This window comes from Aquabacter sp. L1I39 (genome assembly GCF_017742835.1).
GTDB lineage: Bacteria > Pseudomonadota > Alphaproteobacteria > Rhizobiales > Xanthobacteraceae > L1I39.
Window position 1 is genome coordinate 4,176,086 of record NZ_CP072392.1, and the last position, 23,941, is coordinate 4,200,026.

At 66.9% G+C, this 23,941-nt stretch carries 27 protein-coding genes; 12 read left to right on the forward strand and 15 right to left on the reverse strand.

Translation table 11 applies throughout. The features are described from left to right. Positions 1-92 precede the first annotated feature (92 nt). The 3 genes from J5J86_RS18935 to J5J86_RS18945 form a co-directional block, all read right to left on the reverse strand. A complete protein-coding gene (locus tag J5J86_RS18935) occupies positions 93-728 on the reverse strand; it encodes a peroxiredoxin (protein ID WP_209100803.1) in 636 nt (211 codons plus the stop codon). 138 nt (positions 729-866) lie between these two features. Then, positions 867-2,531: a lysine--tRNA ligase gene (locus J5J86_RS18940; RefSeq protein ID WP_209100805.1), complete on the reverse strand. Its 1,665-nt coding sequence runs from the start codon at positions 2,529-2,531 to the stop codon at positions 867-869. A gap of 204 nt (positions 2,532-2,735) precedes the next feature. After that, positions 2,736-2,942: a hypothetical protein gene (locus tag J5J86_RS18945; RefSeq protein WP_209105529.1), complete on the reverse strand. Its 207-nt coding sequence runs from the start codon at positions 2,940-2,942 to the stop codon at positions 2,736-2,738. A 109-nt stretch (positions 2,943-3,051) separates the two neighbouring features. Between J5J86_RS18945 and J5J86_RS18950 the strand changes: the two genes are divergently transcribed. Beyond that, positions 3,052-3,663 (forward strand): TetR/AcrR family transcriptional regulator, encoded by a 612-nt coding sequence (locus J5J86_RS18950; protein WP_209100807.1) that lies wholly within the window; start codon positions 3,052-3,054, stop codon positions 3,661-3,663. Positions 3,664-3,676: 13 nt separating this feature from the next. On the opposite strand, the gene J5J86_RS18955 is transcribed toward J5J86_RS18950, so the two are convergent. Together J5J86_RS18955 and J5J86_RS18960 are read right to left on the reverse strand one after the other, a co-directional pair. After that, a complete protein-coding gene (locus tag J5J86_RS18955; protein WP_209100808.1) occupies positions 3,677-4,603 on the reverse strand; it encodes a bestrophin-like domain in 927 nt (308 codons plus the stop codon). 87 nt (positions 4,604-4,690) lie between these two features. Continuing rightward, positions 4,691-5,449, reverse strand: coding sequence for a transporter substrate-binding domain-containing protein (locus J5J86_RS18960; protein ID WP_247657709.1), 759 nt, complete (start codon positions 5,447-5,449; stop codon positions 4,691-4,693). 168 nt (positions 5,450-5,617) lie between these two features. On the opposite strand from J5J86_RS18960, the gene J5J86_RS18965 reads away from it, so the two are divergent. Continuing rightward, positions 5,618-7,564: a glycosyltransferase gene (locus tag J5J86_RS18965; RefSeq protein WP_209100813.1), complete on the forward strand. Its 1,947-nt coding sequence runs from the start codon at positions 5,618-5,620 to the stop codon at positions 7,562-7,564. Here J5J86_RS18965 and J5J86_RS18970 read toward each other — a convergent pair. From J5J86_RS18970 to J5J86_RS18980, 3 genes are all read right to left on the reverse strand, one after another. Beyond that, positions 7,547-8,146 (reverse strand): SCO family protein, encoded by a 600-nt coding sequence (locus J5J86_RS18970; RefSeq protein ID WP_209100815.1) that lies wholly within the window; start codon positions 8,144-8,146, stop codon positions 7,547-7,549. The genes J5J86_RS18965 and J5J86_RS18970 overlap by 18 nt on opposite strands. Before the next feature lie 128 nt (positions 8,147-8,274). Then, the gene (locus tag J5J86_RS18975) at positions 8,275-8,508 is read right to left on the reverse strand and encodes a hypothetical protein (RefSeq protein ID WP_209105530.1); all 234 of its coding nucleotides are present in this window, start codon (positions 8,506-8,508) and stop codon (positions 8,275-8,277) included. Between the two features lie 132 nt (positions 8,509-8,640). Next, complete coding sequence (locus J5J86_RS18980) at positions 8,641-8,889, reverse strand: GlsB/YeaQ/YmgE family stress response membrane protein (RefSeq protein ID WP_209100817.1); 249 nt, start codon at positions 8,887-8,889, stop codon at positions 8,641-8,643. A gap of 267 nt (positions 8,890-9,156) precedes the next feature. Between J5J86_RS18980 and J5J86_RS18985 the strand changes: the two genes are divergently transcribed. Next, entirely contained in the window at positions 9,157-9,456 is a 300-nt protein-coding gene (locus tag J5J86_RS18985) for a hypothetical protein (RefSeq protein ID WP_247657711.1), read from the forward strand. Between the two features lie 12 nt (positions 9,457-9,468). After that, positions 9,469-10,407, forward strand: coding sequence for an AEC family transporter (locus tag J5J86_RS18990; protein WP_209100819.1), 939 nt, complete (start codon positions 9,469-9,471; stop codon positions 10,405-10,407). Positions 10,408-10,416: 9 nt separating this feature from the next. Here J5J86_RS18990 and gluQRS read toward each other — a convergent pair whose 3' ends face one another. Continuing rightward, positions 10,417-11,289 (reverse strand): tRNA glutamyl-Q(34) synthetase GluQRS, encoded by an 873-nt coding sequence (gene gluQRS, locus J5J86_RS18995; RefSeq protein WP_209100821.1) that lies wholly within the window; start codon positions 11,287-11,289, stop codon positions 10,417-10,419. 405 nt (positions 11,290-11,694) lie between these two features. Then, entirely contained in the window at positions 11,695-13,047 is a 1,353-nt protein-coding gene (locus tag J5J86_RS19000; RefSeq protein WP_209100823.1) for an aspartate aminotransferase family protein, read from the reverse strand. Between the two features lie 220 nt (positions 13,048-13,267). Here J5J86_RS19000 and J5J86_RS19005 point away from each other — a divergent pair, with 220 nt between their 5' ends. Continuing rightward, positions 13,268-15,070 (forward strand): hypothetical protein, encoded by a 1,803-nt coding sequence (locus J5J86_RS19005; protein WP_209100825.1) that lies wholly within the window; start codon positions 13,268-13,270, stop codon positions 15,068-15,070. A gap of 60 nt (positions 15,071-15,130) precedes the next feature. Here J5J86_RS19005 and hslU read toward each other — a convergent pair whose 3' ends face one another. The 4 genes from hslU to J5J86_RS19025 all read right to left on the reverse strand — a co-directional run bounded on the left by hslU (position 15,131) and on the right by J5J86_RS19025 (position 18,501). After that, positions 15,131-16,438: an ATP-dependent protease ATPase subunit HslU gene (gene hslU / locus J5J86_RS19010; RefSeq protein WP_209100827.1), complete on the reverse strand. Its 1,308-nt coding sequence runs from the start codon at positions 16,436-16,438 to the stop codon at positions 15,131-15,133. 48 nt (positions 16,439-16,486) lie between these two features. Beyond that, positions 16,487-17,032: an ATP-dependent protease subunit HslV gene (gene hslV / locus J5J86_RS19015; protein ID WP_209100829.1), complete on the reverse strand. Its 546-nt coding sequence runs from the start codon at positions 17,030-17,032 to the stop codon at positions 16,487-16,489. An 81-nt stretch (positions 17,033-17,113) separates the two neighbouring features. Then, a complete protein-coding gene (locus J5J86_RS19020) occupies positions 17,114-17,905 on the reverse strand; it encodes an alpha/beta fold hydrolase (RefSeq protein ID WP_209100831.1) in 792 nt (263 codons plus the stop codon). 14 nt (positions 17,906-17,919) lie between these two features. Next, entirely contained in the window at positions 17,920-18,501 is a 582-nt protein-coding gene (locus J5J86_RS19025; protein WP_209100833.1) for a hypothetical protein, read from the reverse strand. Between the two features lie 211 nt (positions 18,502-18,712). Between J5J86_RS19025 and hisB the strand changes: the two genes are divergently transcribed. From hisB to coaA, 7 genes are read left to right on the forward strand one after another with little or no spacing between them, the layout of a single operon-like run. Continuing rightward, positions 18,713-19,306, forward strand: a complete 594-nt coding sequence (hisB, locus tag J5J86_RS19030) for an imidazoleglycerol-phosphate dehydratase HisB (protein WP_209100835.1) — start codon at positions 18,713-18,715, stop codon at positions 19,304-19,306. Between the two features lie 22 nt (positions 19,307-19,328). Next, positions 19,329-19,799 (forward strand): DUF2628 domain-containing protein, encoded by a 471-nt coding sequence (locus tag J5J86_RS19035; RefSeq protein ID WP_209100837.1) that lies wholly within the window; start codon positions 19,329-19,331, stop codon positions 19,797-19,799. Further along, the gene (gene hisH, locus J5J86_RS19040; protein WP_209100839.1) at positions 19,796-20,443 is read left to right on the forward strand and encodes an imidazole glycerol phosphate synthase subunit HisH; all 648 of its coding nucleotides are present in this window, start codon (positions 19,796-19,798) and stop codon (positions 20,441-20,443) included. Before J5J86_RS19035 ends, hisH begins: the two co-directional genes overlap by 4 nt. After that, complete coding sequence (gene hisA / locus J5J86_RS19045; RefSeq protein ID WP_209100841.1) at positions 20,431-21,171, forward strand: 1-(5-phosphoribosyl)-5-[(5-phosphoribosylamino)methylideneamino]imidazole-4-carboxamide isomerase; 741 nt, start codon at positions 20,431-20,433, stop codon at positions 21,169-21,171. Before hisH ends, hisA begins: the two co-directional genes overlap by 13 nt. Positions 21,172-21,179: 8 nt before the next feature. Beyond that, positions 21,180-21,956 carry an imidazole glycerol phosphate synthase subunit HisF gene (hisF, locus tag J5J86_RS19050; protein ID WP_209100843.1) on the forward strand — a complete coding sequence of 259 codons (777 nt, stop codon included), beginning with the start codon at positions 21,180-21,182 and terminating at the stop codon, positions 21,954-21,956. A gap of 18 nt (positions 21,957-21,974) precedes the next feature. Next, positions 21,975-22,304 (forward strand): phosphoribosyl-ATP diphosphatase, encoded by a 330-nt coding sequence (locus tag J5J86_RS19055; protein WP_209100845.1) that lies wholly within the window; start codon positions 21,975-21,977, stop codon positions 22,302-22,304. Between the two features lie 25 nt (positions 22,305-22,329). Next, positions 22,330-23,292 (forward strand): type I pantothenate kinase, encoded by a 963-nt coding sequence (gene coaA / locus J5J86_RS19060; RefSeq protein WP_209100847.1) that lies wholly within the window; start codon positions 22,330-22,332, stop codon positions 23,290-23,292. 89 nt (positions 23,293-23,381) lie between these two features. Here the strand turns inward: coaA and J5J86_RS19065 are convergent, their stop codons facing one another. Further along, entirely contained in the window at positions 23,382-23,933 is a 552-nt protein-coding gene (locus J5J86_RS19065) for a hypothetical protein (protein WP_209100849.1), read from the reverse strand. Positions 23,934-23,941: the final 8 nt, after the last annotated feature.

The window sequence follows — 23,941 nt, forward strand, 5'->3', positions numbered from 1 at the left end:
TAGACCAAAGTCCAATGCGTGTTTTCTGCGCATTGATGCGCGTGGCGCATGAACGCCACGCGCACGGGCGAAAGGCCTTGAGGAAACGGGCCTCACTTGCCGGGCTGGGCCACCACGCGCAGATAGGGCTTCACCGTCTTCCAGCCCCCGGGGAACTTGGCCTTGGCCGCCTCGTCGGAGACGGAGGGGACGATGATGACGTCATCGCCCTGCTTCCAGTCCACCGGGGTTGCGACCGCGTGCTGGGCGGTCAGCTGGAGGGAATCGATCACCCGAAGGATTTCCTGGAAGTTGCGGCCCGTGCTCGCCGGATAGGTGAGGGTGAGCTTCAGCTTCTTGTCCGGCCCGATCACGAACACCGAGCGCACGGTGGCGGTGTCGCTCGCATTGGGGTGGATCAGGTCATAGAGGTCGGAGACCTTGCGGTCGGCATCGGCGATCAGCGGGAAGTTGAGCTGCGCGCCGGTGGCATCGGCGATGTCCTGGACCCAGGCGGGATGGTTGTCGAGGCTGTCCACGGACAGGCCGATGACCTTGACGCCACGCTTGTCGAACTCGCCCTTCAGGTGCGCCACCTGGCCGAGTTCAGTGGTGCAGACCGGGGTGAAGTTCTTCGGGTGCGAGAACAGCACGCCCCAGCCATCGCCCAGCCACTCATGGAAGCTGACCGGGCCCTGCGTGGTCTCGGCGGTGAAATCGGGGACCACATCTCCCAGGCGCAGCGTCATGGCTCTCTCCAATAAACATTAAATCCATGGACTTAATTCAAAATACCATGGGCGCCGGGCAATGGGAAGGGTCGCCGAGATCCTGGTGTGAGATGTCGCAGGCCGTTCGGCGCGCGGCGTTGCCGCGCGCCGCACCATTCAGCTACGGACAAGTTCCCCGGCGAGCGCCTTGGCGATCAGTACCCGCGTCTCGGGAATGCCATAGGCGGCCACGAAGGTACCGAAGCGCGGCCCTTCCTTCTCGCCCAGCAGCAATTCGTAGAGCGCGCTGAACCAGGCGAAGGAAACGCCCGGCCCGCCATTGGGACCCTTCTTCTTCAGATCCTGGTAGCGCGGAATGGCGCGGGCCACGTCGAGCACCGCATTCTGGATCGCCTCGCGATCCTCCCCATCCAGCACGGACAGCGCCGCGTCGAGGGCGCTGAGCGCCTCCGCCTCGGTCTCGTCCGGCAGGCGATAGGTGCGGTGCGGCTTCACCCGATCGACGAAATAGCGCACCGCATAGCCGGCCAGCTTGTCCAATGTCGGATGGGTGGACGCCGAAACCCCCGGCGCGTAGCGCTCGATGAAGCGCCACAGCACGCCCTTGTCCTCCGCATTGGAGGCGGAGGCGAGCTTCAGCATCAGCCCGAACGACAGAGGCAGCTCTTCCACCGGCGGGTTGCCTGCATGGATGTGCCACACCGGATTGCCGAGGCGGGTCTTCCAGTCCTGCGTGGGATAGCGGGCCAGGAAGTTGAAATATTCGTCCACCGCCTTGGGGATGACGTCGAAATGCAGCTTCTTGGCCGAGCGGGGGGACTGGAACATGTAGAGCGCCAGACTCTCCGGGCTCGCATAGGTCAGCCACTCGTCGATGGTCAGGCCATTGCCCTTCGACTTGGAGATCTTCTGGCCCTTCTCGTCCAGGAACAGCTCATAGACGAAATGCTCCGGCGCCACGCCGCCAATGATCTCGCAGATGCGGTCATAGATGGGGGCGTTGGTCTGATGGTCCTTGCCGAACATCTCGAAGTCCACGTCGAGCGCGGCCCAGCGGGCGCCGAAGTCCGGCTTCCACTGCAGCTTCACCTTGCCGCCGGTGACGGGCAGCGTGGTCTCGGTGCCGTCTTCGTCGTCGAAGGTGATGGTGCCCGCCTTGGCGTCCACCGCCTTCAGCGGCACGTAGAGCACCCGGCCCGAGAGGGGAGAGATGGGCAGGAAAGGCGAATAGGTGGCCTGCCGCTCCTCGCCGAGGGTCGGCAGCATCACCTCCATGATGGCCTCGTACTTTTCCGCCGCCTTCAGCAGCACGGGGTCGAGCTTGCCGGAGGCGTAGTATTCCGTAGCGCTGGCGAATTCGTACGCGAAGCCGAACGTGTCCAGAAAGCGCCGCAGCATGGCGTTATTGTGGTCGCCGAAGCTGGCATAGCCGCCGCCGAACGGGTTCGGCACGCGGGTCAGCGGCATCTGGAGATAGGGCTTCAGCGCGGCGGGATCCGGCACATTCTCCGGAATCTTGCGCATGCCGTCCATGTCGTCCGAGAAGCACAGGAGGCGGGTGGGGATCTTGTCCTCGGTGAGGATGCGGAAGGCATGGCGCACCATGGTGGTGCGGGCCACCTCGCCGAAGGTGCCGATATGGGGCAGGCCAGAGGGACCGTAGCCGGTCTCGAACAGCACCTCGTCCTTGGGATGGCGCTTCAGCCGTTCGACGATTTTCCGGGCTTCCTCGAACGGCCAGGCGGCGGCGGTCTCGGCGACCGCCTTCAGCTCGCGGGCGAGATCGGCCGGATCGGCGAGGGCGGACGAGGGTTCGGTCATGACGGCAAGGCTCCCAAGCGGGCCGCGACGAGAGGCTCCATCCTCCACGCCGAGGCACCGCCTCGATTTAGGTCGTGAAGGGCTCTCTATCAACGATTTAGAGGCGCAAAGGGCGGGCCGGGGCGATTCGACCCGCATGCCTCAGCCTCTAATCGCCCCCAGGCCGCTCCGTCAACGCGGCGCGGGGGCCTGGGAACGCGTGCTTTACTTGGGGCGGCGGCGGGCCAGCGGGATGACCAGATGCACCATGCCCACCACCATGAACGGCACCGCCAGGAGCGTCGTGCCCCAATGGGTCCAGCCGGCGGTGAGGGGCGCCAGAAGTTCGAGCAGGAGGTTGATGAGCGTATAGGCCCCCGCCATCAGGATGCCGAGAAAGCGGATATGGCCGAGAAAAGCGAGCAGCGGCATGGCGTGATCTCTTGCATAAACGAAACGATCCGTTTCGATTGAGATTTGATATATACGAACCGTTTCGTTATGCAAGAGGAAAGTGCGCAGCCGCGCCGGGGAGACCAGCGTGCCGGAGCATCAGGCCAAGACCGAACGCCGGGCCTCCATTGGCGCCCGCCGTAACCCCGCCACCGAGGCGGCGATCATCGCGGCGGCGCGCGACTTGCTGGAGGAGCGCGGCTATGCGGGCTTCTCCTTCGACGAGGTGGCGCGCCGGGCCGGTGCGGGCAAGCCAACCCTCTATCGCTGGTGGCCCACCCGCGCGGACCTTCTGATGGAGGTTTATTCCGCCGAGAAGGCGGCCACCATGACAGCGCCGGACACCGGCACCTTGCCGGGCGACCTGCTCGCTTACACGCGCGCCCTCTGGACCTTCTGGCGCGACACCCCCACGGGCCGCGCCTTCCGGGGGCTTATCGCGGAAGCGCAGGCGGGGGAGGCGGCGCAGATCCTCCTGCGGGAAAAATTCCTGCCCGAGCGGCTGAAGGATGTGCGGGCCATGTTCGCGCGCGCAGTGGGACGGGGAGAGATTGCGGCGGACGCCATCGAGGACCTCGTCGCACTCTATGTGGGCTTCAATTGGTTTCGCCTCACCACCGGACGCATTGGGGATGATGCCCCGGCCATCGCGCGCATGGCGCAGCTCCTGACCCGTGGCGGTGCCACGGGCGCACCCTGACGCCGCGTGCGCCTCAGGGGCCGGACGGGGCGGAGAAGGTCGCCGCCGGCGGGGCTTCGCTCGGGCAAGGTTGCGAGGCCATGAAGGTCAGGACATCGCTGATGGGCGCCCGGGGCACGCGCAACTGCCCGGAAAACGGATCATCCATTTCCAGCACCAGATAGATGGCGCTGGCAATGCAGGCGATGGCGGCCAGGAAGCCGAACAGGACCAAGGGCGTGCGAGGCGCGAACACGCCGAGGATTCCATAGAGCAGCGCCAGCCAGCAGATCACGGCGCCGATGAAGGCGGTGGGTGCGCGGTTGCTGGTGAAATCGCTGATGCGCCACCGATATTCCATCAATTGGTGACCAAGCGAGATCAGCGTCCGGCGGATGTCGTTCTCCGGTGGCAGGTGCCCCAGCTCGCGGGTCAGGTTGAGAAGCAATGTGGAGGCCGAGCCTTTTTCCCCGCCCTTGGCCGTGTCGCCGGCGGTCTCTTGAACCGTGCCAGATGGCGTGGGCCGTGCCGGCAGCGCCGGGCCTTGAGGGGTGAGTTGCTCCAGCTTGCGCGCCAGTTCCGGCAGGGGCGTGGTGGCGTTGGCGGTTCCAGGCATCGGCCAGGTCTGGAGCAGCAACTGTTCGATGAAGGCCCGCAGATTACCTCGCAGCGCGCAGGCCGGTCCGCCGAAATTGGTCAGCTCAATGTCCATCCGCATGAGCGTGGTGGCGTACATCTGCACGTCCTTCTCCGCATCCGAATATTGAAAGCGGGAGGAATTGACCATCAGGCCCAGGATGAGGCCCGTCATGGTGGCCACCAGAGCCATGGCAGCCCGCAGGCTCTTGATGGATTCGCCGCCCAGATAATCCGGCGGCATCCGGCGCGCCAGCACGCACCCACACGCGGCCGCGCCCGCCATGGCGAGAAAGGCGATGAGGGCCAGGGTCAAGGCATTCATGGCATCCCCGTTCTGTGCGCCGACCGATCCGCCGAGTGGTACCCATTCGCGCCAGCGCCGCCAAGCTCACGCCGCGCGCGCTGGCGGTCAGTAGAAGCCCACAGGGAACCAGCGCAGATAGAGGTCGGCATAGACGCCCTTTTCCCAGATGCGCTGAAGGGCGTAGTCGATGGCGCGCTTCAACTGGTCATTGCCGCTCTTCACCGCCACCGCGAGGCCGTCCCCGAAATACCGGCTCTCGGTGAAGGGGCCGCCCGCAAAGGCGCAGCAATTCTCCGAGCTCGTTCCGTTGAGCCAGAGGGAGAGCCCGATGCCATCGCCGAACAGGAGGTCCACCTCGCCCTTCTTCAGCGCCTCCCGCGCCGCCGCCCCGTCCGGATAGGGGCGGATGGCGGCCTCGTTGAAGAAGGCACGCAGATAGGCCTCGTGGGCCGTGCCCTGCACCACCGCCACGCGCTTGGCCGCCACCGCCTCCGGCGTGACCTGGGAGATGGCGTTGGCCCGGCGGGCGACGAACCGGGCGGGCGTGCCGAGATAGCGCTCGCTGAAGTCCGCCCGCTGGCGGCTGGCCGGCGTGGAGGCGAGTCCGGCGATCACCGCATCGCCCCGGTTCTGGTCGAGGCCATCCAGCAGGGTATCGAAGGCGGCGGCCTCGATGGTGCAGGTGAGCGAAAGCTCGGCGCAGATGGCGCGGGCGAGGTCCACGTTGAAGCCGAGCAGCGCCCCATCCTGGCCGACGAAGTTGAAGGGGGGATAATCGTCGGAGGTCAGGAAGCGAATGGAGGTGGGAAGGCGGGTGGCGTCCGGTCGCTCCACCCGTCGCTCCACGTTCCAGAAATTGGGCACCACCGCGCCTTGCGCCCATGCCGTAGCGGCACTCGCGCATAAGCCGCCGAGACATGCCGCACACGCCAGCATCCCAAAAGCAAGGTTGCACAATCTTGATGCTGTCCGGATCGGTTGCTTCATCTTAGGCTTCGGCATGCTGGGGCTCCCGGGCTGGGAGGGTGGGGCATGTTGGAAGAGGCAGGCGAGCGCCGCAAGTCGGTGCCGCGCGCGCCACGCATTGCGCGTCATCCGGCTGGCGGGGATGGCGGCGGCGCGGGGATGCCGCTCGAGGTCAAAGCGCTCGCGCCGCTGGTGGATGCGCCGACGCTGCGCTGGGCCACTGCGCGGGCCAGGGCCCTCGGGGTCAGCGCCGATGAGGTGCTGGTGGCGCATGGCTTCGTTCATGCCGACACCGCGGCGGCCTGGCAAGGCGCCCATCTGGGGCTCGCCCCGGCGCCCGATGCGCCGCTCGGCCTGTCCGCCGGGGGCGGACCCGCTGCGCTCGCGCTGGGCTTTGCCCTGGCGCCGCGGGAGGGGACGGACCCGCGCATCGTCCTTGGCGCGCGCGGGCGGGTGCTGCGGCGGCTGCGCCGCGCCCTCGCGGAGGATCCGAGCCTGCACGCGCGCCTCCATTTGGTTTCGCCGGAGCGTTTCCGGTCCCAGGTGCGGCGCGAATGCGCGGCGGACTTCGGCGCCCTCGCCGCGTTCGGCCTGCGGGACCGGGCGCCGGACCTGTCCGCGCAGACCTTGCGCCCCGGACGAGTGCTTCTGCGCCTGGCGCTTGCCCTGGTGCTCCTGTCCGCCCTGCTGGCCCTCCTTGCGCCGGCCCTCGCCGCTGCTGCGCTCCCCGGCGCTTTGTCCGCGCTGTTCCTCGCCACCCTCGGGCTGAAGGCGGCGGCGTGCCTGGTGCCCGCGGAAACCGCCGCCTTGCCGGACACGAGGGATGCGGGCGAGGAGGGGCGGCTGCCCGTCTATACCCTCATCGTTCCCCTCTATCGCGAGGTGGCGGTGCTGCCGCGGCTGCGCGAGGCCTTGCTGGCGCTCGATTATCCGCTGGAGAAGCTGGACATCAAGATGGTGGTGGAGCCGGACGACCACGACCTACTGCGCGCATTGGTCGCCGCGCCCTTGCCGGCCCATTTCGAGGTGGTGGTGGCCCCGGACATCGGACCACGCACCAAGCCGAAGGCGATGAACGCGGCGCTCCCGTTCGCGCGGGGAACCCTGGTGGCCGTCTTCGACGCGGAGGACGTGCCCCATCCCCGCCAATTGCGCGAGGCGGTGGCCGCCTTTGCCACCGGAGGGCGGCGCCTGGGCTGCGTGCAGGCGCGCCTCGCCATCGACAATGCCGGCGACAGCCTCATCAGCCGCTGCTTCGCATTGGAATATGCGGTGCAGTTCGACGTGCTGATCCCGGCGCTGGCCGCCTTTGGCCTTCCCGTGCCGCTCGGCGGCACTTCCAACCATTTCCGGCGCGACGCGCTGGAGGATGTGGGGGGATGGGATCCGTTCAACGTTACCGAGGACGCCGATCTCGGCCTGCGGCTCGCCCGCATGGGGTGGCGCACCCGCACCATCGCCTCCACCACCCAGGAGGAAGCCCCGGTCACGGTGGGCGCCTGGCTGCGCCAACGGGGCCGCTGGATGAAGGGCTGGATGCAGACGCTGATGGTTCATGGCCGCCATCCCGGCCGCCTTTGCCGGGAATTGGGGCCACTGACTGCGCTCGGCTCCGGGCTGGTGATGGCGGCGCCGATTCTGGCCGTGCTGGTGCACCCGCTGTGCCTGGCGGTGGTGGCTTATGACATGGCCGCCGGGGGCTTCTGGCGGGTGCCCGGCTCGATGGCGCAGGTGCTCACGTCCGCCATGAGCTACACCAACCTGCTGCTCGGCTATGGGGTGATGGCCGCCTCGACCATCCTCGGCGCCCGGCGCCGCCGGATGGTGGCGCACCTGTGGGTGCTGCCCTTCGTGCCGCTTTACTGGCTGCTGCAGAGTCTTGCCACCTGGCGGGCGGTCCACGGCCTCGTCACCGCGCCCTATCATTGGGACAAGACCGAGCACGGGCTCTCCAAGCGCCGCGCCGCCGGCGCGCCTCAGGTGGCCGACCGCCCGTCAAAGATTGCGACGTAGATCGGCCGCCGCCTCCGCGGGCGGGCGCTTGGCGTTGAAGGGAGCCAGGAAGGACCCGGACTTGTCCATGAGATAGATCACCGCCGTATGATCCATGGTGTAGTCGCCTCCATCCAGAGGGACCTTCTTGGAATAAACGCGGTAGGCCCGCTTGATGGCGTCGATCTGCTCCGGCGTGCCGCTGAGGCCCCGGACCTGCGGATTGAAGGAACTCAGATAGGCCTTCATCACCTCCGGCGTATCCCGCTCCGGATCCACCGTCACGAACATGGCTTGCACCTTGGATGCGTCGGGGCCGAGGGCGTTCAGGATCTCCGACATCTCGAAGAGCGAGGTGGGGCAGATGTCCGGGCAGTGGGTGAAGCCGAAGAAGATCAGCGTCAGTTTGCCCTTGAGGTCCGCTTCGGTGACCGTCGCGCCGGTCTGATCCACGAGGCGGAACGGTCCGCCCACGCTCGCCGAGCCCGAGCCTCCGGTGCCCGTCTGACGGGACGGCATCAGCGCGGTGGCGGCGATCACCAGCAGGAGGGCGCCGACGGCAAAGGCCGACAGGGGGATGAGAAGCTTGGAACGGGGGGACATGAACAGGCTCCGGGCGGGGCAACGAGCGAACCCGTTACCGGGAACGGACGAACAAGGGGAATCGGCAGATGGCCGGGAGGCATCCGGGGCAGCGCGGCCGGCGCCCATGTCGATGTGCTTTCACGGCATCACAGGCAGGTGCCCAAGCCAGCAGTGAGGGTGTCGAAGAAAACCGTCCCGCCGTGACGCGCCCACAGCCAGCCCGTGCCAGCGAGCAGCACGAGGCCCAGCGCGGCAAGGAGGGCCATGCGCAGGGGGCCGAGTGGACCGCCTGCTTCGACCGCCTCCGCGCCAGGGCACGGCGACGCGGCTGCGGCATCGCTGGCGCGCCCATATCCGTCCTGGCTGGCTACGGTTGACATCAAGCACGCCTCTCCTGTGGGTGCGACCCCTCTTTGTCTTTTACCCCCTCATTCCCCTGTGCGCCAAGCGGCCGGCGCCACAGCCGACCGCGCGTCACGCACTCTTGTAGCGCCCCCTTACCGGGGTGGCGCTCACCGCCGGGCGAGCTGGCCCCAGGCGATCAGGACGATGATGGCGCCGACCACCGCGCCGATGAAGCCGGCGCCCTGGCCAGCCTCGTACCACCCGATCGCCTGACCGAGATAGGTGGCGACCATGGCGCCTACGATGCCCAGCACCGTCGTGAGAATGAAACCCTGCGGCTCATTGGGGCCGGAATAGATGAGCTTCGCCACGATGCCCGCCACGAAACCGATGATGATGGTCCACAAGATACCCATGTGCCCCTCCAAGATGGCCTGACCCCCAAACGGCAAAGTCCGCGCTGGGTTCCGGCCATCGCATGTCATCTAGGGATTTTCGGCGCGCCCGCAACGGGCCTCTCGGTTGACGCCTTCGGTGCATGCGCCTAGTTTGCCGGCCATGTGCAGCATGCAGGCAGAGAGGCGGAACGCCATTCCGGCGCAGCGTCGAATTCTCCGCCCGGTCGACCAGGTCGGCCGGGAGAACTGACGCTTTTCTCTTCCCATCTGCATGTGAGTCCTTCCATGTCCATGTCTTCCGGCACGCCGTCCGGCGTCGCGTCTCATCGTCTCGTGGTCGAAGCCGAGCCCTGTTCCAATGCGCTGCTGCGTCTCCTGGAGCCGTTCGTGATCCATGATGTTCTCCCCGGCTCGGTGCGGTCCGAGCATGAGAGCGGGGTTCTGAGCATCGAGATCGCCTTTTCGGCCACCCCCGACCTTGCGGCGCGCCTCCTGGCCCGCATGGAGGCGATGGTGACGGTGCGTGCCGCCGCCCTTGCCCCCGTCCTTGCCCCCTGCACCGTGACCCTGAGCACGGCGGCCTGAGATCCGATCCAAATGGGTGCCATCCTCGCAGACATCGCCCTCGTGGTGCTTCCGGTGTTCGGCGTGGTGGCGATGGGTTTCGTCTCTGCCAAGACGCGCCTGATCTCCGACAAGGCGTCGGATGGCTTGGCCGAATATGTGTTCGGCCTCGCCGTGCCGATTCTCATCTTCAAGACCTTGAGCGAATCCCGCCTGCCCGAGGCGCAGCCCTGGGGGTATTGGATCGCCTATTTCACCGGCGCGTTCGCGGTGTTCGGCATTGCCATGGTGCTGGCCATCAAGGTCTTCCACCGCAGCCGGACGGAAGCGGTGGTGCACGGCTTTTCCGCCGGGCAGGCCAATACGGTCTTCCTGGGCGTGCCGCTCATTCTCAAGGCCTATGGCGAGGAAGGGGCGGTGCCCTTGTTCCTGCTCATCGCCATCCACCTGCCGGTGATGCTGGTGGCGGCCACCGTGCTGGTGGAGGGCAGCGCGGGCCTGTCGCTGGCCACCGCCCGCAAGCTCTTCCGAACGCTTGCCCTCAATCCCATCCTGCTCGGCATCTATGCGGGCGGCATCGCCAAGCTGCTGGGGGTGCAGGCGGCGGGGGTGCCCAAGCAGATCCTCGATCTGATTTCCGCCTCGGCCTCGCCCTGCGCCCTCATTTCGCTCGGCCTTGCGCTCAACCGCTACGGCATGTCGGGCGACCTGAAGGCCACCGCCATCATTTCGGCGCTGAAGCTCATCGTGCATCCGGCCCTCGTGCTGCTGCTGACGCTGCTTCTGCCCATGCCGCCGGTCTGGGCCGGGGTGGCCGTGCTGTTTGCGGCCATGCCGTGCGGCATCAATGCCTATCTGCTGGCCCAGCGCTACGGGGCGGGCGTGCAGACCAGCGCCAGCGCCGTCTCCCTGTCCACGGCCCTGGGCCTCGTGACCATCGCCTTCTGGCTGTACATCCTGGGCGTCGGCTGAACGCGCCCTTCAGGCGAAGCCGAGGCGGGCGCGGACCGTGCCGGGCGTGGCGCCGGATTGCCGCAGTTCCGCAAGGCTCGTGGAGCCGGCGCTCTTGGAGAGCTTGCGGCCATCCGCGTCCAGGATCAGCCCATGATGATGGTAGATGGGCGCGGGCAGGCCAAGGAGGCGCTGGAGCAGCCGGTGCACGGCGGTGGCCGGCTTCAGATCCGCTCCGCGGATCACATGGCTGATCTCCTGCTGCGCATCGTCGATGACCACGCACAGATGATAGCTGCCCGGCACGTCGCGGCGGGCGAGAATGACATCCCCCCAAGCCGCTGGATCTGCACGCACTGCCTCCGGCGGGGCGAGGGCATCGCCCGGCGCCTCCTGCCAGGAGAGGCCGTCGCCTGCGGCTTCAAGGGCGGCGTCCATATGGAGGCGCAGCACGTGGGGCGCGCCCTCCGCCAGGCGTCTCTGCCGCGCGCTGTCCGGGAGGCTGGTGCGCGAGAAGGGATAGAGCGGCGCACCGTCCGGATCCCGCGGCCAGGGGGCTGTGAGGTCGCGACGGCGCACCTCCGCGGCGATCTCTGCCCGGCTCTCGAAGGCGGGATAGAGGAGGCCAGCCTTCCGAAGGCGCGCCAGCGCGTCCGCATAAGCGGGCAGATGGCCGCTCTGGTGGCGGGGCGGCTCTTGGGGCAGGACGCCCAGCCATTGGAGGTCCTCGCGGATGCCGGCGACAAATTCCGGTCGGGACCGGGTGGCGTCGATGTCCTCGATGCGCAGCAGGAAGCGCCCTGCGGAACGCTGCGCGGCATCATGATTCACGAGGGCGGAATAAGCATGGCCCAGGTGCAGGCGGCCATTGGGACTGGGAGCGAACCGGCAGCGGAACGTCATGGGCGCGCGCCCGCGCGGGTCTGCGGTTGGCCGCTGCCGGGGCGTGGGACCCAGGCAGGGTGTCGTATCCTGCCAGGCCATGAGACCCAATTCCGATGTTGGGCCCCGCGCGGGAGGGGCGCGCCGTCATGGGCGGCCATGGGCTTCGCCTCCTCCCGGCGGTTTGGCTTGTGGATCCCGGACACACTTTCCTTGCCCACGGCGCTCCGGCCCATCTTGTCCAACCGTGGGCCGCGGAAGGTCGCTGCGCCGCAGGTGCGACCGTTCATTTGAACGGGGCCAGTGCCGCCAGGCCTCCCCGGGGTGCGAGGTTCGCCTGGCATGCCTCCAGGCCATCGCGGCTGGACCAGATCCTTGCGGACCTGGCCCGGCCGCCACGGGCAGGACCTTTTTGAATGGACTGCCTCAGGCGGTGGCGGTGATCGCCGCGCCCACCTTCTCGATCAGTTCGCCCACCTGCGCCTCGGAAATGATGAGAGGCGGGGTGAGGGCGATGGTATCGCCGGTGGAGCGCACCATGATGCCCTGGTCATGGAAGGCGGTTTCCAGCGTGGAATAGCCGCGCAGGCCCGGTGTGCCCGTCTTGGGGGCAAGGTCGATGCCGGCGGTGATGCCCACGGTGCGGATGTCCACCACCCCGGGCTTGTCGCGTAGACTCATCACCGCATCCGCCCACAGCGGCTCCAGGCGCTTGGCGCGGGCGAAGAGATCCTCGCGGGCATAGAGGTCCAGCGTCGCCAGCGAGGCGGCACAGGCCAGCGGGTGGGCCGAATAAGTATAGCCGTGGAACATCTCGATGACGTGTTCCGGCCCCTTCATGAAGGCCTCATAGATCTTGCCGCGGACAATGGCGCCGCCCATGGGCACCGCGCCGGCGGTGACACCCTTGGCGAAGGTGATGATGTCCGGCACCACGCCATAGCGCTCGGCCGCAAAGGCATGGCCCAGGCGCCCGAAGCCGGTGATGACCTCGTCGAAGATCAGCAGGATGCCGTGCTTGTCGCAGATCTCGCGCAGGCGCTGGAGATAGCCCTTGGGTGCGGGAATGACGCCCGTGGAGCCGGCCATGGGCTCCACGATCACCGCCGCGATGGTGGACGCGTCGTGCAGGGCGACGATGCGCTCCAGTTCGTCGGCAAAATGCGCGCCATAGTCCGGCTCGCCCTTGGTGAAGGCCTGGTGGGCGCGGTCATAGGTGGTGGGCAGGTGGTCGACGCCGGTCAGGAGGGTGCCAAAGGCCTTGCGGTTGGGCACGATGCCGCCCACGGAAATGCCGCCGAAGCCCACTCCGTGATAGCCACGCTCACGGCCGATCAGGCGGGTCCGCGAGCCCTGGCCGGTCACATTCTGGTAGGCGAGCGCGATCTTCAGCGCGGTATCCACCGCCTCCGAACCGGAATTGCAGAAGAAGACGTGGTCGAGGTCGGCGGGCGCCAGCGCGGCGATGCGGCTCGCCACCGTGAAGGCGGCGGGATGGCCGAACTGAAAGGTGGGGGCGAAGTCCAGCTCGGAGGCGGAGGCGCGGATGGCCTCGACGATCTCATCGCGATTATGGCCGGGATTGGTGCACCAAAGCCCGGCGACGCCGTCCAGAATGGGTTTCCCCTCCGGCGTGTAATAGTGCATACCCTTGGCGCGGGCGATCAGGCGCGGACGCTTCTTGAAAGCCCGGTTAGCAGTGAACGGCATCCAGAAGGCTTCCAGATCGTTCGGCACGACACCCGTCACCATCCGGTCCGTCACGTCATCCAAAGCCATGATTGTCTCCTTGCCGCCCGCAGGGCGGATCCACCGGCCTCATAATCGCCGCGGTGCTGGGAAGCTATCAGGGCGCGCGGCGGGAGGGAACACGTCACGCAGGACCGGGCCGGCCGCGCGACGGACGGGCTCGAAAAATGCCATGAACTGACTTAAGGTCAGGTATCGCATCCCGGCCACCGTTCCGGATGGCCCGTTCAGACATCGTGTGAAGAACAACGTGACGACCACGTCCCTAAGCTCAGATCTGCCCGAGGAACAGGCTACCTCACCCAACGAGGCGCGGGCGGCATTGGCACGGGTTCTGAGCTCGGAGGAGTTCGTCTCGTCCCCCCGGCTGGCGGATTTCCTGCGCTATGTGGTTGAAACCACGCTGGCGGGGCGGGCGGACGAGATCAAGGGCTACACCATCGCAGTTGAAGCCCTCGGCCGCCCCACCTCCTTCGATCCCCAGTCCGACCCCATCGTGCGGGTGGAGGCGACCCGGCTGCGGCGGTCACTTGAGCGTTACTATTCCGGGGCCGGGACCGGTGACGCCATCGAGATCGTCATCCCCAAGGGCGCCTATGTCCCCTTGTTCCGCAACCGCGCCGCCCGCCCCGATCTGCCGCCCGAAATCGCGCTACCTCTTTCTCCACAAGAGCTTCCGGCTCCGCAGCGCAGGGGGCGCGCGCGACTTTGGCCCTACCTCGTCGGCGCCTGCGCCCTGGCTGTGGCCGGGGCCGTCTATCTCCTGTCGCCCACCCTTGAGAGCGGGCCGTCCTCGGTCACCATCGCCTTCGGCAACCGGGCCCTCAGCCCCGCAGACCTCGCCGACCGGATGGGCATGCCCATCCTGGAGGTTCGGCCCTTCGAGCTTTCCGGCAACCCGGCGCCGCCATCGGACGACATCCATGCGCTCGAGGCCCGCATGCGCGACGCCTTCGCCCGCTTCGATTTCGTGGATGTGGTGACTCCCGGGTCCGAAGCGGCCGCCGCCGAATGCCGCGGCGTTCCGCCCCGGTCGGTCTTCTCCCTCGGCGGCCTTGTCGAGGGCCATGAGAACGGGACCCAGTCCCTTCTCTTCCGGCTGACAGACCGTTGCAGCGGCGTCATTGTCTGGTCTACCGAGATGGATGGACTGAAGCGGAGCGCCGACTTGGAGCAGCGGGTGGTCCGCGACGTGGCCACAGCCGTGATGCAGTTTCACGGCGTTCTACCCACCCGTGCCCGCGCCCAGGCCAAGATCGACGCGCCCGGATCCGGCTTCTCCTGCATCGCCCAGACCTTCGCCGTCATCAAGGGGGAGGATGCCGCGCAGAAGCAGGGGGCGCATGCCTGCATCGACCGGCTGGTGGGTCACGACAACGGCTATGGCGTTGTCCACTCGCTCAAGGCCTTCCTGCTGCTGAACGACCTCCGGGCCGACGTGGAGCACGACCCCGACCCGGCGGTGCTTGCGGCCATTGAAGCGGAGGCAGAGACCGGTGCGGACCTGGCGCCGAACAGTGCCTTCGCCGCGCGTATCCTCGCAGCCTCGGCCTTCGCCCGGGGCGACGCGGATGAGGCCTTGGCCTCCGCCGACAAGGCACTGACGCTCAACCCGCTGGACTACGACACCATGGCATCGGCGGGAGCGATCCTCGTCGGCCTCGGGCAGCCGGAACGGGGAGAAGCCATGCTGCTGGCCGCCCGTGAGCACGGTGCGTCGCGGTCGGCCACGCAGGACGCCTATCTCGCCATTGGCGCATTCCTGACCTCCGACGCGAAGATGGCAAATACCGTCCTGCCGTTGATCGCCGCCAAGCCTGGCCTCGTCAGTCGCATCGGCCAGGCCCTCGCCTTGCGCACGCTGGGGCGGACCGAAGAGGAAGAGCAGGTGGTGGCCGCCATGGTCCGCGACGCCCCCGGCGGCTTCGCCGGTGTGCGCCGGGCCATCCATCATCTGCTGCCAGTGCCGCAGACAGCGGCCCGGGTGATCGGCGAGATCGAGGCCGCCGGGCACGTGCAGAGCGACATTCCGCCGAGCACCTCGCGCGGCTGAAATCCGGGCGAGGCGCCGGGTCACCCGAATGGGGCCCGGTATCGGATCAATTGCAGCCGCTCACAGGATGAAGCGGCTGAGATCGGCGTTCTTGGCGAGATCGCTGACCCGCTGGCGCACATAGTCCGCATCGATCACCACCCGCTCGCCCGACCGGTCGGGAGCGGTGAAGGACAGATCGTCCAGCACCCGCTCCATCACCGTCTGGAGCCGGCGGGCGCCGATGTTTTCCACGCTCGAATTCACCTCGACCGCAGCATCCGCAATGGCTTCCACCGCCTCGGGGGTGATGTCGAGTGTCACGCCCTCGGTGGCCATGAGTGCCACCTGCTGCTTGACGAGGCTCGCCTCCGTCTCGGTGAGGATGCGTACGAAGTCGGCGCGGGTCAGGGCCTCCAGTTCCACCCGGATGGGCAGGCGGCCCTGCAATTCCGGCAGCAGGTCGGAGGGCTTCGACACATGGAAGGCGCCGGAGGCGATGAAGAGGATATGATCGGTCTTCACCGGTCCGTGCTTGGTGGAGACCGTCGTCCCCTCGATAAGGGGCAGGAGATCCCGCTGCACGCCCTCACGGGAGACATCGGCACCGGAGCGGCCTTCCCGGCCGGCGATCTTGTCGATCTCATCCAGGAAGACGATGCCGTTATTCTCCACCGCATGGATGGCCTCCTGGGTGGTGGCCTCCTGGTCGATGAGCTTGTCCGCTTCCTCGGTCAGGAGCAGCGGATGGGCGTCCTTCACCAGCACGCGGCGGGTGCGGGTGCGGCCACCAAAGGCCTTGCCGAGCATGTCGCCCAAGGAGACCGCGCCCATCTGGGCGCCGGGCATGCCGGGGATCTCGAACATGGGCATGCCCTGACCGCCCGCCTGGACCTCGATCTCCACTTCCTTGTCGTCCAGTTCACCGGCACGCAGGCGCTTGCGGAAGGCTTCGCGGGTGGCGGATGAGGAGTTGGCGCCCACCAAGGCGTCCAGGACGCGCTCCTCGGCGGCCAGGTGCGCGCGGGCCTGCACGTCCTTGCGCTTGGCATCGCGTACCAGGCCGATGCCCACCTCCACGAGGTCGCGCACGATCTGCTCCACGTCGCGACCCACATAGCCCACTTCCGTGAACTTGGTGGCCTCCACCTTCAGGAAGGGCGCGCCGGCGAGGCGCGCAAGGCGGCGGGAAATCTCGGTCTTGCCGACGCCGGTGGGGCCGATCATCAGGATGTTCTTGGGTAGCACTTCCTCGCGCATATGGCCTTCGAGCTGCTGCCGGCGCCAGCGGTTGCGCAAGGCGATGGCCACCGCGCGCTTGGCCTTGCCCTGGCCGACAATATGGCGATCGAGCTCGGAGACGATCTCGCGGGGGGAAAAGTCGCTCATGGGTCTTCTTTCGTAACGCGACAGGCTGTAGGCGGAGGCGGGAGAGGCTCAGGCGCCGATGGTCTCGATGACGATGTTGCGATTGGTGTAGACGCAGATGTCCGCGGCGATCTCCAGGGAGCGGCGCACGATCGCCTCCGGATCCTCCTCCCGGTCCAGCAGCGCCCGGGCCGCCGCCAGCGCGAACGAGCCACCCGAGCCGATGCCGGCCACCCCGGCCTCGGGCTCCAGCACGTCGCCCGTGCCGGTGAGCACCAGCGTGATATTGGCGTCAGCCACGATCATCATGGCCTCCAGGCGCCGCAGATAGCGATCCGTGCGCCAGTCCTTGGCGAGTTCCACCGCCGCGCGCTGCAACTGCCCGGGATACTGCTCCAGCTTGGCTTCCAGGCGCTCGAACAACGTGAAGGCGTCGGCAGTGGCCCCCGCAAAGCCGCCGATCACATCGCCCTTGCCGAGCCGGCGCACCTTGCGGGCATTGGCCTTGAGCACCGTCTGGCCAAGGGTGACCTGGCCGTCGCCAGCAATGGCGACCCGATTGCCCTTGCGCACGGATACGATGGTGGTGCCGTAGATGGTGTCGGGAGAATGCATTTGGGGCTCCGATTGCGCCTCTTACTTAAGGCGTTCCCGCGCCGGCGCAATGTCCCGTCCCCCGCCGGGGAGGCGACAGCGTCAGTCCAGGAGGAAGCCGCGCACGGCAGCGGCGAACACCTCGGGGGCTTCCACCATGGGGCAATGGCCTGTCTGCGGCACCTCGACGCCCTTGGCCCCGGGAATGGCGGCGATGAGCGCGTCGGAAAAGGACTGGGCGAAGAAGCGGTCATCGGGGCTCGACAGGACGAGGGTCGGCGCCCGGATGGCGCCGATGCGGTCGAGCGTGTCCGCATCGGCGCACGCCTGCGCCTGGCGGGTGAAGCCCGCCACCGGCTGGAGCGGACCGGCATCCACCGTCGCCTTGGCGATGGCGCCCAGCGGCACATTGGCGAGGGTGTGGCGGCCGAGGGTGAAGGTGGCTAGCGTCGAGACGTAAAGGATGGGATCGGCGATTTCCGTGCGCAGGCGCACCAGGAGGGCGAGGAGATCGCGGGTGTAGAGGTTCTGCCGCCCCAGCGTGTTGCACAGCACCAGCCGGTCCACCCGCTCCGGGGCCATGAGCGCCAGTTCCTGGGCGATCAGCCCACCCATGGAATGGCCGAGCACATGGGCTCGCTCAAGCCCCGCCGCATCGAGCACGGCCAAGGCATCGCGTGCCATGTCGGCAACCCGATAGCTCGCCGGGGCCTGCGAACTGGCGCCAATGTCCCGGTTATCGAAGGCAACGGAGCGCAGTCCGGTCAGATGGGGCCGGGCGAAGGACCAGAAGGCGCGGTCCGCCGACAGGCCGGAAATGATGAGCAGCGGCGCCCCCTCCCCAGCGACGTCATAGGCCAGCATCAGGCCGTCATTGGTGGCGAACTCGGACATCAGCGGGCCTCCCCTCACAGGGTGTAGAGTTGCTGGGCGATGAGCAGGATCTGGCAGCCAAGGGCCACCACCAGGAAAGCGGCATGAAACCGCGGATTCTTGGTACGCATGGCGATAAGGCAGCCCGCGATGAGAAGGACCGAAACGCAAGCCTGCAAGGCGCCCACCATGCGCACATACTCCATGCCCTTCAGAGAGGTGTCGACCATGTCGAGCATGTGGGACAAGGCGAGAATGCCGAAGAACCAGCGGCGTTTGGCATAAAAGTAGGAACTATAGCTGCCATATTCCCCGAGATGGTCAGGGAAGAGAAGAACGCACATGAAATAGAAGGCACTGGCATAGACCAGGACGAAGAAATAGATGGCAAAGTTCCACTCGATCCAGGATAGTCGATATTCCCACCACCAGAACATCACTGCGCTTAAAAGCGTCACCACGGCCCATCCCAGATGGATGCGGCTGATCTGATGCTCGTGCGGGTGCTGGATGAACTTGGCAATGCCGCTCAGGATGCGCGTCACCGACAGGCCAAGGATCATGCCCATGACCACTCGGACATGGACATAGAGTTGAGGATCCGTGGCGAGGGCCATTCTTTGTCCTTTTCTCGGCGCAGGGGGGCATAGAAGAGGAGCGGATGCTAGGACTCAAGGGGAATGGTACGCTCGTCCAAAGAACGGTAAGAGCCGAGGCTGCGGGCGCGGCCACGTATTTTCCCCTGCACACCCGCGCGCGGCGTCATGCAATCGCCATATGGCGTTGCAGCACCCAAGCTGCTAGAAGGCGCGGCCTTGGAGGAGTTCCATGCGTAAGGCCGAGATCGTCCGCGAGACGAAGGAAACGAAGGTGCGCCTGTCCGTCGACCTCGACGGGACGGGCCGCAATCATGTGGCCACGGGCATCGGCTTCCTGGACCATATGCTCGACCTCCTCGCCCGCCATGCCCGGTTTGACCTGGACATCGTGGCCGAAGGCGACCTGCATGTGGACTTCCACCACACCACGGAAGACGTGGGCATCGTGCTCGGCCAGGCGGTGCGGCGCGCGCTCGGCGACATGCGCGGCATCACGCGCTATGCCGATCTGCACCTGCCCATGGACGAGACGCTGACGCGCGTGGCGCTGGACATTTCCGGCCGGCCCTATCTCGTGTTCCGCACGTCCTTCAGCGCGCCCAAGATCGGGGAATTCGACACCGAGCTGGTGCGCGAATTCTTCCAGGCGTTCGCCTCCAATGCCGGCGTGACGCTGCATGTGGAGACGCTTTACGGCGATAATAACCACCATATCGCCGAAAGCTGCTTCAAGGGCCTCGCCCGCGCTTTGCGCGCGGCGGTGGCCATCGATCCGGCCGCGGCCGGCGAAATTCCCTCCACCAAGGGCGCGCTCGGCATCTGAGCGCGCGCGTCCGGAGAGCGACATGGCCGTCTGGAGCGTCCTGACCCTGGACCAGGTGAACGACACGCCGATGCGCAGTGCCGAGCGTGTGGTGATGGTGCGCGACAAGGTGTCGGTCCTCGCCTTTCTGTTCGCCCCACTGGCGCTTCTGCGCTACCGGCTGTGGCTGGCTTTTGCCGCCTATCTGGTGGTGAGCGCGGTGCTGGCGGTCAGCGAGGTGGTCTTGGGGCTGCCGGAGATCATCGGGGGCGCGGTGACGCTCGGACTGCATCTTCTCGTCGCGCTGGAACTGTCTGACCTGCGCGTCCAGAAGTTGCGCCGGCGCGGCTATGAGGAAGCCGGCGTGGTGGTTGGCCGCGACCGCGATGAAGCCGAGCGCCGCTTCTTCAAGAACTGGACGCCTCGCAGCCTGCGTCCCAACGTCATCCCGCCCCGCCCCAGCCGGCCGGGCGCCTCCATCATCGGATCCTTCCCGGAGCCGCGCGCATCATGACCGTCGCCATCGTCGATTACGGATCGGGCAACCTGCACTCTGCCGCGAAAGCGCTGGAGCGGGCCGCGCTCGACCTCGGCGCGCCGCGGATTGCCGTCACCAGCGACCCTGAAGTGGTACGCACCGCTGACCGGGTGGTGCTGCCCGGCGTCGGCGCCTTCGCCGATTGCCGCCGCGGGCTTGATGCCGTTCCCGGCATGGTGGAAGCGCTGGAAGAGGCCGTGCACCAGCGCGGCCGCCCCTTCCTCGGCATCTGCGTCGGCCTTCAATTGCTGGCAGAGCGCGGTCTCGAGCATGGCGAGACGGCGGGCCTTGGCTGGATCAAGGGCGAGGTGGTGCGCATCGAGCCCACCGACCCCACCCTGAAGATCCCCCACATGGGCTGGAACACGCTCACTCTTGACCGCGTGCACCCCCTCTTCGACGGCATCCCCACGGGCCGCGATGGCCTGCATGCCTATTTCGTCCACTCCTACCACATGCAGGTGGCTGACCCCGCCGACCGGCTGGCGACCACCGAATATGGCGGCACCGTCACGGCGGCGGTCGCGCGCGGCAATGTGGCCGGCACCCAGTTCCATCCCGAGAAGAGCCAGAAGCTGGGCTTGGCTCTCCTCGCCAATTTCCTGAAGTGGCACCCGTGATCCTGTTTCCTGCAATCGACCTCAAGGACGGCCTCGCCGTGCGCCTGGAACAGGGCGACATGGCACGGGCCACCGTGTTCAATCGCGACCCCGCCGCCCAGGCGGGCGAGTTCGAGGCCATCGGCTTCCGCTATCTCCATCTCGTGGACCTCGACGGCGCCTTTGCTGGTCGCCCGGTGAACGGGGCGGCGGTGGACCGCATCCTGGAGACCGTCTCCATCCCCGTGCAGCTCGGCGGCGGCATTCGCGACATGAAGACCGTCGAGGGCTGGCTCGGCAAGGGCGTGAACCGCGTCATCCTCGGCACCGCCGCCGTGCGCGACCCCGACTTCGTCAAGGAAGCCGCCCGCACCCATCCTGGCCGCGTGGCGGTCGGCCTTGATGCCCGCGACGGCCGGGTGGCGGTGGAAGGCTGGGCGGAGACCTCCGACCTGCCGGCGGAAGACATTGCCCGCCGCTTCGAGGATGCTGGCGTTGCCGCCATCATCTATACGGACATCGCCCGCGACGGCCTGCTGAAGGGCCTAAACATGGACGCCACCATCGCGCTGGCGGACGCGGTCAGCATCCCCGTCATCGCATCCGGGGGCCTTGCCTCGCTGGCGGACGTGGAAGCCCTGATCGAGCCCCGCGCCGCGAAGCTTGCCGGCGCCATCACCGGCCGCGCGCTTTATGACGGCCGCCTCGACCCCGGTGCCGCCTTGGCGCTGGTGGCGGGCCGGCGCTGAGGACCGCCATGCTGAAAGTCCGCGTCATTCCCTGCCTGGACGTGAAGGACGGGCGCGTGGTCAAGGGCGTGCAGTTCGTCGACCTGCGCGATGCCGGCGATCCGGTGGAGGCCGCCCGCGCCTATGACGCGGCCGGCGCCGACGAACTCACCTTCCTGGACATCACCGCCAGCCACGAAAATCGCGGCACCATCCTGGACGTGGTGCAGCGCACGGCCGAACAATGCTTCATGCCGCTCACCGTGGGCGGGGGCGTGCGCACCGTGGATGATGTGCGCACCCTCCTGCATGCGGGGGCCGACAAGGTGTCTATCAACACCGCCGCCGTGAACCGCCGTGCCTTCGTGGGCGAGGCGGCCGAGAAATTTGGCGAGCAGTGCATCGTGGTGGCCATCGACGCCAAGAAGGTCTCGGCGCCCGGCGAGCCGGACCGCTGGGAAATCTTCACCCATGGCGGGCGCAAGCCTACGGGCCTGGAAGCGGTCGCCTATGCCCGCGAGGTGGTGGACCTCGGGGCCGGCGAAATCCTCTTGACCTCCATGGACCGGGACGGCACCGGCCTCGGCTTCGACGTGGCGCTCACCCGCGCCATCTCGGATGCCGTGCATGTGCCGGTGATCGCCTCGGGCGGCGTGGGCACTCTCGACCATCTGGTGGAGGGCGTGCGCGAAGGCGGCGCCTCCGCGGTGCTCGCCGCCTCCATCTTCCATTTCGGCACCTTCACGGTGCGCCAGGCCAAGGACCGGCTCGCCGCCGCCGGCCTGCCCGTGCGCCTCGACGGCTGAGGCAGGGAGCCACAAGCCATGTCCGACGACCGCGTGACGCTTCTTGATCTCGAACGCATCGTCGCGGCGCGCGCCTCGGCGGAAGCGGGCAGTTCCTATACCCGCAGCCTCCTGGACAAGGGCGTCGCCAAGTGCGCCCAGAAGCTGGGCGAGGAGGGCGTTGAAACGGTGATCGCCGCCTTGTCCGGCACCCATCAGGAGCTGATCGGCGAAAGCGCAGATCTTCTGTATCATCTTGCCGTCCTGCTCCATGCCCGCGGCGTGGCGCTGGATGAGGTCCATGCCGAACTGGCGCGGCGCACCGGACAGTCCGGGCTCGCGGAAAAGGCGTCGAGAAAGCAGGGCTGAGGCGGGCATGGGGGAGAAACGCAGCATGGACCAGCGGCTGGACCTTCGTCTTTCACCCTATCGCACCTTCACCCGCGCCGATTGGGCCGAGTTGCGGCGCGACACGCCCATGCCCCTGCGCACCGAGGAGATCCTGCGTCTGCAGGGTCTGAACGACCGCCTGTCGCTGAATGAGGTGGAAGAGATCTACCTGCCCCTCTCGCGCCTTCTGTCGCTATACGTCGGCGCGACGCAGAAGCTGTTCCGGGCCATGAGCGACTTCCTCGACCATGGCGCGCGGGGCGAGGGCAAGATGCCCTATATCATCGGGGTGGCCGGCTCGGTGGCGGTGGGCAAGTCGACCACCGCCCGCGTGCTCCAGGCGCTGCTCGCCCGCTGGCCCAACACCCCGAAGGTGGATCTCGTCACCACCGACGGCTTCCTCCTGCCCAATGCGGTGCTGGAGAAGGAAGGCCTGATGGAGAAGAAGGGCTTTCCGGAGAGCTACGACCTGCCACTCCTCCTGTCCTTCCTCACCGACATCAAGGCCGGCCGCCGCCCCGTGCGGGCGCCGCTCTACAGCCACTTCTTCTATGACGTCATGCCCGACCAGACGGTGGAGGTGGACCGCCCGGACATCCTGATCGTTGAGGGTCTGAACGTTCTCCAGACCGGCCGCCTGCCCCGCGACGGGACCGGCATTCCCTTCGTCTCCGACTTCTTCGACTTCTCGGTCTATATCGATGCCGACGAGGACATCCTTGAGCACTGGTACGTGCAGCGCTTCATGCGGCTGCGGGAAACCGCCTTCAAGGACCCCCTGTCCTATTTCCACCGCTATTCAAAGCTGACGGAAGAAGAGGCCCGCCAGACGGCCCTGTCCATCTGGAACCGCATCAATCTGCCCAATCTGCAGGAGAACATACTGCCCACCCGCCAGCGCGCCGACCTCATCCTGCGCAAGGCGGGCGACCACGAGATCGCCGAGGTGAGCCTGCGCAAGCTGTGACGGGCGGGGGTGGGCTTTATCGGCGACGCAGGCCCATGCCACCCCCAAAGGATAAACGATCAAACGCGCAGGGTTGCTTCTAGAGCTATCTAACTGGGCGAGACATCATCAATAGCCTTTGCATCGCGCCATGACGGATCGCCCGCTTTCCAGAGCGCTCGGTCCAACTCACGCAATGTTACTCCCAGCCGGCGAGCCTCTTTCAAACAATAAGAAAGGTACGACGGGTAGACGGCTTTGAAATCTGGATTGCGCACACCCAATGCATCAAGGATCCGCACATCTATGACAGTGTATTTCTCTGGATCTATGCATGTCAGGATGGCAGAAGAAACGGCAGTACTCACTCCATGCAGCTCGGAGAGGGCAGAAATTTTCCGATCGACATTACAATCACCCACAGCAATTGCTAGTGCACTACTGATATCGTCGTCGGTATTTTTTTCGAGGTGACGGGTAACACGCGGTGATTTCCAATTTACAATTGTCCGCAGGTGAATGAGACTTCCTTTACCCACAGCTATTTCGCTTCCCGCGAGCAAAGCCTTGCGTTCTTTGTGGGCCTCCGATTGATTGCGCATAACCGCAGCATTCAACGCGCGCACGCACTCAGCACAGTACGGGTTTCGGAAGTCCAGCATTTCTTCCC

Excerpts from the sequence above, each read along its gene's own strand:
- J5J86_RS18935 (WP_209100803.1), bottom strand. The coding sequence starts at position 728 with ATGACGCTGCGCCTGGGAGATGTGGTCCCCGATTTCACCGCCGAGACC.
- J5J86_RS18940 (WP_209100805.1), bottom strand. The coding sequence starts at position 2,531 with ATGACCGAACCCTCGTCCGCCCTCGCCGATCCGGCCGATCTCGCCCGC.
- J5J86_RS18945 (WP_209105529.1), bottom strand. The coding sequence starts at position 2,942 with ATGCCGCTGCTCGCTTTTCTCGGCCATATCCGCTTTCTCGGCATCCTG.
- J5J86_RS18955 (WP_209100808.1), bottom strand. The coding sequence starts at position 4,603 with ATGAATGCCTTGACCCTGGCCCTCATCGCCTTTCTCGCCATGGCGGGC.
- J5J86_RS18965 (WP_209100813.1), top strand. The coding sequence starts at position 5,618 with ATGTTGGAAGAGGCAGGCGAGCGCCGCAAGTCGGTGCCGCGCGCGCCA.
- J5J86_RS18970 (WP_209100815.1), bottom strand. The coding sequence starts at position 8,146 with ATGTCCCCCCGTTCCAAGCTTCTCATCCCCCTGTCGGCCTTTGCCGTC.
- J5J86_RS18975 (WP_209105530.1), bottom strand. The coding sequence starts at position 8,508 with ATGTCAACCGTAGCCAGCCAGGACGGATATGGGCGCGCCAGCGATGCC.
- J5J86_RS18980 (WP_209100817.1), bottom strand. The coding sequence starts at position 8,889 with ATGGGTATCTTGTGGACCATCATCATCGGTTTCGTGGCGGGCATCGTG.
- J5J86_RS18985 (WP_247657711.1), top strand. The coding sequence starts at position 9,157 with ATGTCCATGTCTTCCGGCACGCCGTCCGGCGTCGCGTCTCATCGTCTC.
- J5J86_RS18990 (WP_209100819.1), top strand. The coding sequence starts at position 9,469 with ATGGGTGCCATCCTCGCAGACATCGCCCTCGTGGTGCTTCCGGTGTTC.
- gluQRS (WP_209100821.1), bottom strand. The coding sequence starts at position 11,289 with ATGACGTTCCGCTGCCGGTTCGCTCCCAGTCCCAATGGCCGCCTGCAC.
- J5J86_RS19000 (WP_209100823.1), bottom strand. The coding sequence starts at position 13,047 with ATGGCTTTGGATGACGTGACGGACCGGATGGTGACGGGTGTCGTGCCG.
- hslU (WP_209100827.1), bottom strand. The coding sequence starts at position 16,438 with ATGAGCGACTTTTCCCCCCGCGAGATCGTCTCCGAGCTCGATCGCCAT.
- hslV (WP_209100829.1), bottom strand. The coding sequence starts at position 17,032 with ATGCATTCTCCCGACACCATCTACGGCACCACCATCGTATCCGTGCGC.
- J5J86_RS19020 (WP_209100831.1), bottom strand. The coding sequence starts at position 17,905 with ATGTCCGAGTTCGCCACCAATGACGGCCTGATGCTGGCCTATGACGTC.
- J5J86_RS19025 (WP_209100833.1), bottom strand. The coding sequence starts at position 18,501 with ATGGCCCTCGCCACGGATCCTCAACTCTATGTCCATGTCCGAGTGGTC.
- hisB (WP_209100835.1), top strand. The coding sequence starts at position 18,713 with ATGCGTAAGGCCGAGATCGTCCGCGAGACGAAGGAAACGAAGGTGCGC.
- J5J86_RS19035 (WP_209100837.1), top strand. The coding sequence starts at position 19,329 with ATGGCCGTCTGGAGCGTCCTGACCCTGGACCAGGTGAACGACACGCCG.
- hisH (WP_209100839.1), top strand. The coding sequence starts at position 19,796 with ATGACCGTCGCCATCGTCGATTACGGATCGGGCAACCTGCACTCTGCC.
- hisF (WP_209100843.1), top strand. The coding sequence starts at position 21,180 with ATGCTGAAAGTCCGCGTCATTCCCTGCCTGGACGTGAAGGACGGGCGC.
- J5J86_RS19055 (WP_209100845.1), top strand. The coding sequence starts at position 21,975 with ATGTCCGACGACCGCGTGACGCTTCTTGATCTCGAACGCATCGTCGCG.
- coaA (WP_209100847.1), top strand. The coding sequence starts at position 22,330 with ATGGACCAGCGGCTGGACCTTCGTCTTTCACCCTATCGCACCTTCACC.
- J5J86_RS19065 (WP_209100849.1), bottom strand. The coding sequence starts at position 23,933 with ATGCTGGACTTCCGAAACCCGTACTGTGCTGAGTGCGTGCGCGCGTTG.